Raw genomic sequence first — 12385 nt, 5'->3', positions numbered from 1 at the left:
AGAACCAACACATGGCGAAATAATGGAAAAATTAGAAAGAGTTGAAGAAACTTTAAGAAGATTAGAAGAAAAAGCCTAATCTTCTTTTTCTCTTTTAAATTTTATAATAGATACTATAATTATTATTAATAATGCTAGAATAAAAGGCCAAATATTTAACATAGGTTCTGGTGAAAAATACTCTACTGGTTGTTTGATTATCATAATATCAACAAGTGGCTGTTCTTCTACTATTACCCCCGGATTAAACTTAGGAGTAAATGCAAAGATTGACATACCCACAACAATCATTATAAATAAAAGTGCAATAAATTTATCTGTATACTCTTTTTTATATTCTTTTACAAACAATTCATTAGTTTTTATCAATTCCCTAGAAACTTTTGGATGAATGTTAGTAATGTAATGTTTTTTTAATTTCTTATGCGGTTTTACTTTTTTTAACCTTCTTATTATTTTAGCAACATCTATCCCTTTGATATTATTAATTCTTCTTGGAACCTTTTTTGTTAAAAACCATTTAATTTTTCTAAAATTCCTCTTTATTATTTTCCTTAAGTTTTTTGAAATTCTTTGTATTTTTTTAATATTAATTTTGTCTTCTTTTATCAAAACAATTAATATTATTACGATTAAAGCCAAAACAATTGGACCCCAATCAAGTAGTTGAACTGGTGAAAATTGTTCTATGTGTATTGATTCTGTCTTTACAATTGGTTGGATATAGCTTTCTTTGAATAGACCGTGATTTATTTCAGAATTAAATGCTATTCCGCACATTAACATGATTAGAATACTGAAAATAAACATAATGTCTCCTTTTTTTATAAATTTGCTTCTATCTAAGCTTGGTTCCATTCTTTGTTTAACAACATATTCTTCTTTCAATTTAAATGATTTTAGTTGAGCTAAACTTAATCCATATATTTTTTTTAATTTATCCTTATATTGTTTTATTTTAAATAATTTGTTTGTTATTCCACCAAGGTCTATATTTTTAATATTATCTATTTTATTCTTTGTCTTTTTGAATAACTTTAACAAAAACCTTTTAATTTTATTAAAGTATTTCCTGATTATTACAGCAAATCCCTTTAAAATCCTTTTAAGATATCTTTCATCTTCTTTTACTAAGCTAACTGCTTTTGTTTTACCAACATCTACTACATTATCAACCTTTTTCTCAACATGTTTGAGCGGCTTTAATAAGAATACCTTAATCCTGATAAAATATTTCCTGATTATTACAGCAAATCCCTTTAAAGTCTTTCTAAGATATCTTTCATCTTCTTTTATCCAAACAACAGTTATTATGATTAATAATGCTATAATAAAAGGCAGAACATTAAGCAGAGGTTCTGGTGAAAATTGTTCTACCTGCAACTTTTCTATCTTTACGATTGGTTGGATTGGTTTTTCTTTAAACAAACCCTGGTTTATATAAGGATTAAATGCTATTCCACATATCACTAATAAAACAATTAATGAAATCTGTACAATTTTATTTTTTTCTTTGAAGAATCTAAATAATCTTAAGAAATAAAATTGATAGTTAGGTAGTTTATACATCCTTCTTAATTCAATAAATGTAATCCCTATTATGAATAATAAATTGATTAATAATACTATAAAGTGAGCTTTTATATAAGTAATAAATGCTGGCTCTTTGACTATAGTAAATGGATTTGCGCTTGTAGCAATACTATCAAGATAATTAAGTTTTACATAAAATAAATAATCTCCATGTTCTAGTTTTTCTGGAATAGTGAATTTTCTTTCAATTATTAAATTACCATCCACACCAATTGTTTCTTCTTCAAGTTTTATTTGATTGCCTTCAAAATCTTTAATAAAGTATTCTAAAACAACATCAACACGTTTTCTCAAATCTCCAATATTCTTCATATCTATTTTTGATGATATCTTTTGATTTTTTGCTAAAGTTACATCTGTTAATTCAGACCTTATATCAAATATGGCTATTTTCTCTATAATATCTAGAATAACATTAATTGATTTAGTAACTTGACCTGAACTTACAATTATTTTTCCAGTGTGAAGCTCTGCTTGTTCATTTTCACTAACATAAAAATCAACATAAATTTCTTTTGAATTTTCTGGAGAAAGTGTGAATGTCTTTTCATTTAAAATTACAAATCTTTCTATATCTTTTATTTTTAAATTAAATTTCTGATCCCTATTTCCTTTATTTTCAACAACTATTTTTTCTCTTCTAGTTTCACCTTGCTTTAATTTCAAATTAAGTAGGTAAGTATCTATACCCAAACTAACTACCTCATTATCTATAGAGAAATTAATTACTTTTAAGGTTCCTCCACCACCACCTTTACTAGGAAGAGCACCTCCTTCAGGTGTTTCTTCTGAAGAGTAAACAGTGAATGAAGTAACATTGAAACTTAGAGTTCCTGTTCCTACTGAATAACTGTTTTGTTTGCAAATTTCTGATGGACAAATAGAACCATCTTTTAATATTCTTGGATTATTGAAATTTAAATTATAAAGAGCTAAAGTTGCATTTTTATTAAAGTTAGGTAAGACATTAGAGTTTACTTCAATTCTGTTAAAAGAAATATATATGTTGTTTTCTAAATCTGTTTCATTATCACTTGAATTTGCATCATCAGTTAAATTAATTACATCATTAAATTGTATTTTTCCGGATGAGGTATTTTCGAGTATAATATTGCTTAAATTTTGTATTTCTTCAAATGAATATTCATTGAAATTGGTTGAATTGCCTTTTTCAGAACCTTTAAATTTACTATTGTTTATGTTATATAGATTAAGGTCCACATCAAATGTTACATTTTTTGTTGTGATTCCAAAACTATTATTTGCAAAAACATATATGGTATGGGTTCCATCGCTTGTATTGAAATATGTTTCTTGTTCAAGTGTTATGTTATTCTCATCATCAATATTATACCATGTGTTATCTGCATTAGTGCTAATATTTAATTTAAGAGAAACATTTTCGAAATAAGTTTCATTTTTTGGTTTGTTAATTGTTAATGTAGGAGGATTTGTGTCTAATGTAATATTTCTTGTTTCTGTTGAATTTTTATTATCTACGGTGTCATTTACAGTAGCATTATAGAAATAAAGACCTCCATTTAAAGAAGAATATTTAATATAAAATGGACTCGAGTTCGAGGTATTTGTTTTTATTGAATCGTTTGTTGAATTATATAGTCTTATAGTAATTGTATCTAAATTAGTTTCTATTACTGTTACATTTATCTCTATGTAATCTTTATGGACAAGTACTCCTGAATTTTTTGTAGGATTTACCCATTCTATCAATGGATAAGTAACATCATTTATAGTATAAGTAAAAGAATCAGTATCCTGAACTGTTCCATCTGAAACATTTATTAAAATAGAATAACTACCTGCTTCACCTTCACTAGGAGTATGTGAGATTACACCTGTTGAAGAGCTTATGTTAAATAGAGTAGTATTATCATACCAAGTTATAGTATCTCCTGCATCAGGATCTGTTACATTATAATCATAATCATAAGATGTTCCATCTGCATCTTTGTTCACTGGTGGTTGAGGGGTAGTTATTACAGGAGCTGTATTATTAATAGTTGCAGTATTACTGGAATTAACCCAGGAACTCCAGTTATAACTATCATTCACTCTTATTGAACACTTAATTACATTTCCTTTATCTAAGTTAGATACTGATAAATCAAGAGTTTGTGAAGTTTCTTCACTAACTTCACTATCATTATTATACCATTTAAATTCTCTACCTTCTTCTGAACCATCTTCTGCATCATCATCAGAGAATGTTCCATTATCACATGAAATAACATCATTTGTTTGAGGTGTTGTATCATTTAATGAAGGTTGTGAAACAGAAGGTATTCGATTTTCAACTTTAAATGATTGCTGTATTGATTTATTCAGGTTTCCAGCAGTATCATTAGCATACCAATAATAAGTTATTATATCATGAGCAGTATAATTTCCCTGGGCAATTGTAAAGTAATACTCATCCCCATTATTTGTTGTAATAGTATAGTTTACTGTTCCATTCCATTCTAAAAGAACTGTATCATTATTTTCTTCTGTAACAGTTACATTTACCTGGATATCCTCATCTTCATTTGGAGGATCTGGACTTCTTAAATAACTAGAGAACGTTGGATAAGTAGTATCTTTGATAAAAGTCACACTAGCTGAACCTTCCTGCCCTGTTGAATCATTAGCATAAACTGTCCATGTATTAGACCCTTCATTTGAATTTAAACCTGTGAAATTTGAACAAGTTGGATCTGGAGTTGAATTTATTGTACCATTATTATACCAACAACTATCTAGTATACCATCATCAGAAGCTGTATAATTTAAGTCAGTTACATCACCAGCATATGACTTGCTTTCTGGATAAATTATACTAACCTGTGGTGGATTATTTTGTGTAAGAGTAAGCTTTCTTGTTCCTGTTGAATTGAAATTTCCAAAATCATCAAACGCACTTACATTATAGAAGTATTCAACATTATCATTACTTAGGTTTGTCCAGTTTATAGTTGTAATTAAGGTATAATAAATTGTACTGTTTAATAGATTTGTTGAATTATATAATTCATAGGTAATATTTGAAAAATTATCCTCTATAACAGTTACATTAACATAAATAAATTCTTGATTAGCAAAAGATGCGTTAGGTTTTGTTCCTGCTCCAAATTCTATTTGAACAATTGAATCAACAAAGAATGTTACATTTTCTGTATCATTTATATTTCCTGCACTATCATTGGCATATATTTTTAGTGTTGTAGTACCTTGTGGTGGTGTATAAGTTGTATTTTGACAATTTGTTAATGTGTTGTTTGTTTCTCCATTATCATCTGTATACCAACAACTATCTAAATTATCATCAGAAACACTGTAATTTATAGTTAATGATGAAGTTGTATATGTAATGCTTTGTGGCTCAACAATTGTTAATAAAGGATTAAAAGTATCAATAGTAAATGTTACAGAACTTGAATTTTCATTCCCACTTGTATCATTTATATAAATAATTATAGTATGTGCGCCTTCACTCCATGTTTCTGTTGTTATATTTGTTCCACAAGTAGCTAAAGAATAGTTGTTTACCCCAGAATTATTAGTCCACCAACAAAAACCAGGATTTGTTTCTGTAAAACTATAGTTAATATATAATTCTGTATCTGATGAATATGAATTATTTGAAGGATAGACAATTGAAATTAAAGGATATGTATTATCTTGAACAGTTAGTGTTTTAGCATCCATACTTGAATTTGAAGTATAATTGGTTCCTCCTGTTGTATTTAAGACATAACTATAAGTCCCTAATGATGGTGTCCATGTTTCATTAGAACCAATATCTGTATTATCTCTATAAATTTTATAAACAACATCAGAATCCCCGTTATTAGATTCAGAATAATTTATTGTTGTTTGTGTTCCTTCTTCTATTGTCCAGCCTGCTGAACTTGTTAAATTTCCTGTAGGTATTGCCTGATTAACTATCAAAATATCTGAAACACTATAGCTTGTATAATTTGCATTTCCTGAAGTATTATATGTATAATTATAACTTCCTGCACCCAATGTTACAACATTTGGTTCATCAACACTTCCTGTATCATTTCTATATAAGTTACAAGTTAATTGTGATGGACATCCTGAACCATTTGCAGTGGTTTGTGTTGGGTAATTAACAGAAGCACTTGGTGTTATTGTTAAATTTAAAGGAGGTGTTGCTTGGTCGATTGTAAAGTCTGAAGTATTTTGTGAATAAGTATAATTTTGTGTTTCTGCTAAGCTACAATTAAAGCTCCATGTTCCAGATCCAAGAGTTATTGGATTTCCAGATGTTATTGTTGTTCCATTTACCTTTAAAACAGATGTTCCTACTCCTGTTATAACAGAACATATTGGAGTAATAGATGTGCCATAAGTCTGAGGAGTGGCTAAATCAAATGTTAGATTTGTTTGTGAAGCTATTTGACTAACAATTAATGTTTTATTATCCATACTTGAATTAGATGTATAATTAGTTCCTCCGGTTGTGTTCAATACATAACTATAATTTCCTGCAGCTAGTGTAACTGTTTCTCCACCTGTTTTATCAACACCATCTCTATATATGTTATAAACAACACCAGAATCTCCGTTATTAGATTCAGAATAGTTTATTGTTGTTTGAGTTCCATAATCAATTGTCCAACCACCTGAGCTTGTTAAAGTTCCGGTTGGTATTGCTTTGTTAACTGTATAAGTTCCAGTTTCAGTGTTATTAATATTTCCAACAGTATCATTTGCATACCATTCATAATTATAGGTTCCTACTGCAAGATCTATGATAGTAACGTTGTAAATATTTTCAGTAATATTTGTTGCATTATAATTTGTTCCGTTGAAATCTAATAAAACAGTATCAACATCTATATTATCTATAACTGTTGCATTAAATTCATATGTTGCCCCCTGAACATATGTTGGCGAATCAAGAGGGTTTTCTGTTAAACCAGTTACTAAAGGATTTGTAGTATCTTTGATGAAAGTTACACTAACTGAACCTTCCTGCCCTGTTGAATCATTAGCATAAACTGTCCATGTATTAGACCCTTCATTTGAATTTAAACCTGTGAAATTTGAACAAGTTGGATCTGGAGTTGAATTTATTGTACCATTATTATACCAACAACTATCTAGTATACCATCATCAGAAGCTGTATAATTTAAGTCAGTTACATCACCAGCATATGACTTGCTTTCTGGATAAATTATACTAACATCTGGTGGATTATTATCAATCCTAATTTGATGAGTATCATTTCCACAAAATAAATCACTTGTTGAATTCTCACAACTCTCCACAGTAAGATTCCACAAACCATCAGAAACAGTTGTTGTATCCCAAGTTGTGTTAGAGATTGAATCTGCTAAATTCAAGGCAATGTTTTCAATGGTTGTTCCATTGTTTGCAGTGACATTTGTTAAATAACTATCTCCATTTGGCTCTGCTGTTGTCCAATTTATCTCTATAGTTCCTAGGTGATTTGAGCCTATTTCTGGCACAATTGTGTCTACAATCGGTGGTTGATTTAATTCTCCAACATTCCAAGTCATAATTTGTTCAGATGAATTTGCATCATTTCCATAAGTATCATTAGAATAAATCTTAAAGACCATTTGTGTTAAATTTGAATCAGTTGAATCATAAAACCAGTTTATATTTAATTCTGTTTCATATCCATCAGATAAAGGAGTATATGAACTTCCTCCATTATTGCTTATGCTTGTTCTTACTGAATCACTACCTAAAAATCCATAAGTTTTCATAGAGTAATATTTTGATGTTGGGCTATCTGATGTTATTAAAACATATTTTATATCTCCTAAAGAGCTTGCCAGGTTTTTTGCAAATAACCCCCTAAATTTTGTGCCATCATCTTGTAAATCTGTTGGTGATTTTCCTGCAACTAACTGACAATAAGAAGAAACAGATGGGTCGCCTGTTGTATATGTTGAGTTACACATATAAGCCAAAATTTGTTGTGTTGGGGTTGTTCCTACAGTCGCATTTACTCTAAAATCTAATTTACAAAAATCTGCATCCAAAGGAATATTTGAAGTATCAAGTTCTATTTTCCAAATATTACCTTTGTTTATTCTTTCACTTGATAATGATTGCCACTTTGCATCTGAAAAATTAAGAGGATAATGCTTCCATACATTTGGATTGTAATGCTCATCTATTTGGCAAGTATAATTTCTTTGGGTTGAGCTTCCTGTATACAAACAATTAATTGAATCTCCTTGTGCAGAACCTCCTATGTCTCTGAATGTTGAAGTATCTGTGTTATTTTGAAATTCTATCCATGATCCTGAATCAAAATTATAACAGGTAGTTGATTGATTATTTCCTAATGAACAAGCACTTGTTCCATTAGCTGTGAAGTATATTTTAATATCTCCTTCTATTCCAGAACCATCAGTTAATGTAAAACTTATATTCATATATTCTATGTCTTTTAAATTAGAAAAATTGAATGCTGTTTCATCAGTTCCTATTTGAGCTTTTGAAGAGTTTAATGCTATAAATTGGAAGTTTGAAATTATTACAGGAGTTGCGTCTAAAATTATTGTCCTTTTTTCTGTTTGGTTTTCATTATTCGTTGTGTCGTTCACAGTTGCATTCAAGTAATAAGTTCCATCATTTAAGTTTGTAAAATTAATAAATAATGGAGATGTAGAATTTTCTGAAGAATTTACTAAGGTTGTTGAATTATACAGGTAAACTGTAATTGTATCTAAATTATCATCTGTCGCTGTTACATTTGCAGTAATATAATTTTGAGAGTAATTTCCTTCAGCAGTTGTAGGAAATACAAATTCTATTAAAGGATAAATTGTATCTTTAAAAAAAGTCACACTATCTGAATTTTCCTGTCCTTCAGTATCATTTACATAAACAGTCCATGTATTATTTCCTTCATTTGAATTTAAACCTGTAAAATTTGAACAAGTTGGATCTGGAGTTGAGTTTATCGTACCATTATTATACCAACAAGCACTCACATTTATATCATCGGAAGCTGTGTAATTCAAGTCACTCACATTTATATTATAATTTATATTTTGAGGATAAATTATACTAACATCTGGTGGACTGTCTGCTACAGCAACTGTTACATTAATCCACCACACTTCAGTATCAGAACTGTAATTAGTATTACCAGAATAAACAGAAGTTGCATTATAAAATCCAATTGATAGATTGGTTTTATTTGAAAGATGTGAAGGACCACTATTGTAAAGGGTCCCATTAAGCCATAATTCTATATCCCCTGTTCCTGAATTTAAAGTTGCATTTAACCAAATATTTTTGGAACTTGCATTTGTAGTTGTAAAGTTTGCTCTTGAACCATTGATGTACATGAAAACTTCTCCAGCTGCTTTTGAAATATTTGCATATAAGAAAACACTACTCAAATCTGTGTAGTTCTGGTTTCCTGTAACATTAAACTCATATTCATAATATCCTGCTGCAAGAAGGACATTTTGATTGTTTTGACCTGTAACTTCTGTTCCGTTTCTATAAATATTTACAGTTCCTCCTGTTGTAGAAGCAGAAGCATTTACTTGAGTAGGATAAGTTATAGATAAATTACCATCTGTTCCATTAAGGTATTTTGTTAAGGTTGGTGTTGCCTGAGTAACATTAACAAACATAATAGTTGAATTTAGATTATTAGATGTATCATTGATTGTAATGTTCAAATAATAAATATTAACCAACAAAAATGTGTTATTTTCCAAAAAACCACTACAATTTATTTTGAATTTTGAATCATTAACAGCAAAACAATCAAATGCTACACCATCTGTTGCATTTATGTCATAGCTTAAAGCTGTATTATAAGTTATAGTTTGATTTTGTGGAGTGTTGTCTGTGAAATATGGCGGAGTATTATCAGTTACATTAACCCACCAAGTTAAAGACCAATCACTTGTATAATTTTGACTTCCAACATAATAAGCAGATATATTATATAATCCAGGACTATTAAATTGTGTATCATTTGAGATTGGTGAAGTTCCATTGTTGATTAGTGTTCCATTATTATACAAATATAAATTTCCTGTATCTCCTGTTGTTAAAGTAGCATTCAACCATATACTATCTCCTACAAATATTGTTACGTTACTTTCCGAATTGTTCACGTATAATGTAACTTGTCCTGTTGCCTTTGCAACAGTATAACCTCTTGTTTCAGATGAATTAGGGTTATTGCTTGTTCCATTTCCATATGACCACCAATAATAACTATAATCTCCTGCTGCTAAATCATTAATAGTAACATTAAATACACTTGATATATTAGTTGCTGTATAGTTTGTTCCATTAAAGTCTAGACCAGCTGTCCCATTCGTAGAAGTTATAGTAACATTAAATTTATAGTCTGCTCCCTGGACATACGCTGTGTTGTTTACAGGACTTTCATTGTAATTTGAGAAGATTGGGTAATTGTTATCTTGTATTCCTTCTGTAGCACTTATATTTACACAATCAACATATCCATAATCCTTATTACCAGCAAAGTGCCTAAATCTTACTTTAAAGTTTGATGGTAAAACACCACATGCAGAAGTTATATTTAATGTAACATTTCTCCAACTATCTAGTGGATCAAAAGTAGCATCCTGACATAATCCTCCTACACCACCATCTGTCTGCGTAGCATTTCTATTCCAACTAACTCCACCATTACATGAATAATCCATACAAAGATATTCACCAGCAATAAAAGAACCATCAATATATAATGCTGCTGATAATTCTGCATCATCATAACTGTCTAAAGAAAAATTATTTTTAGTCTGTAACCATGCGTCTGTTGAAAACTGAACTCCTGCAGATTTTGATGCCCCACATTGTGATATAACTGCTTCCTCAAACCAATCTGCTTGAGCATCTTGTGTCCAATTTGTAGCAAATCCCCCACTCTCAAAATCTTCATAAAATATTTCTGTTGGATCAATAATGTGATCAATTTCAATACTTCCATCTAATATTAATAAATCAAAAGTATCTTGGTTTCCTTGAAGATTGGTTAGATAAACTTTATTATACTCCTCTGAATTAATATTAGTAAATTCAGCAATTAGTTCTGTTCCATCAACTTCATAAACTTCAATTCTTGGGGTTCCACTAACAATTCTTGGATAAATTGTTATATCTCTTGAAGAATCTAATTCTTTCTCAAAAGTTACTCTTACATAATCTTCTGAAGGAATTGTTTCACTCCAAACATCATCTAACTCTTTTACTTCTTCATAAATATCAGAGATGAAAGTTTTATTCTCGTCCAAGTGCTCTGCTTTAGTTATCTCAATTATTAATTCATAAGTTTGATTGGATAGGTGAGGAACAACCCATCCAATATTGTCATATAATCCATTTCCATCTAAATCATAAGATTCAAAACTAACTAGTTCTTTGCTTTCATTAATTATCCAATAGAGTTTTACATTGCTAATATCACTAACTTCAATAAGGAGATTAGTTGATACTGAGACATTTTCATAATGAACTTCTTCTGGCCCAATTATAATTATTTCTTTACTTTTATCATCTATAATCTGTTCTTCAGAATAAGGAGCAGTTGTGTAGTATTCTACAATAACTTCATCTTCATTTTTTATTTCTTCTTCGATAATAAGCTTTTTATCTTTTTTAATTAATTTCTCTAATTTTTTATCTTCTTTAACAGAAACTTCTCTTTGTGTTCCTTTTTTAGCATCTATTTTATTGACAGAAATATTTTCAGCTATGCTAGGAACATCGATTGTTAAGTTGTTTAATACTTTATTCTTCTTAATGTTTACTTTAATATTTTTTTGCCATTTAACTGGTTTTCCTAGAACAGCATCATATTGTTTTGTAGAAACTGTTGTAGTAATATCGACTTTTTCAACTTTCTCTAAACTATAACTAACATTAGATATATGCACTAAACCATCAACTTTAACTTCTAAATCATAAAATTCATCTGAATAAGAAGGTAATGAACAAGTATCAACACATTCTATGTTAAAGTAAATCCTATCTACAAAATTAGCATCTAATTTCTTAAGTTCAGAATTATATATGTAAGAGTGTAAATCAGATTCGTTTAAACTAACATCATAATAAATAATTTGAGCTAATACAGAATTGTTGTAACCTGCACTATACTTACCATAATTCAAATACAAACTATCATTCCACAAATCATTCTTAGATTCTAAATTAAGGAAACTACAACATTCACTATCACCATAACAAACAGGTTGGCTTAAATTATCATCTAAGTTATTAACAACATATTTTGTACATAATTTAGAATAATTAACATCAAAATCAAATATACCTTTAACTTCATAATCAATTACATTTTCTATATAACTAACACCATCATTATTGTTGTCATAACCTTCATTATCACCATAATTAAATTCAAGTAAAATCTCTCCAGAACCATTACTAACCGTAACAGAAGTTCTATTTAATTTACCTGAGGAATAAATTAGTTTATCTCCTAAATAAACTTCAGCAGAATCTCCTTCTAGATATCCTGAAATTCCTAAGGATATTAATGGGCCTTCTTGATTAGGTATCCAAGTGTAGAAAGTATCAGAAATAATATTAATATCAACTTCATCTGTATAAATATTATCTCCTTCAAAAACAACAAAACCAGTTATAGAGGCCTTTATCATAAAGAAGCCAAAGATAACTGTTAGTAGAGCTGCTATTGTAATTATTCTATTTTCCGTTATTTTTTTTGCCTTATTCGTTTTTCTTTAGTTTAACCTCTTTCAATAT

General features: G+C 29.1%; 1 protein-coding gene. It reads right to left on the bottom strand.

All coding sequences use genetic code 11. The features are described from left to right. Positions 1–75: 75 nt before the first annotated feature. Positions 76–12279: a hypothetical protein gene (locus CEE44_01815; GenBank protein TKJ17249.1), complete on the bottom strand. Its 12204-nt coding sequence runs from the start codon at positions 12277–12279 to the stop codon at positions 76–78. Between the last annotated feature and the right edge of the window lie 106 nt (positions 12280–12385).

It is taken from the genome of Candidatus Woesearchaeota archaeon B3_Woes (assembly GCA_005222965.1).
GTDB lineage: Archaea > Nanobdellota > Nanobdellia > Woesearchaeales > B3-WOES > B3-WOES.
The sequence above is the reverse complement of the archived record's forward strand: the minus strand, read 5'-3'. Positions and strand labels throughout refer to the sequence as shown.

Bases quoted from the DNA above. Each gene is read 5' to 3' on its own strand.
- CEE44_01815 (TKJ17249.1), bottom strand. From the start codon at position 12,279: ATGATAAAGGCCTCTATAACTGGTTTTGTTGTTTTTGAAGGAGATAAT.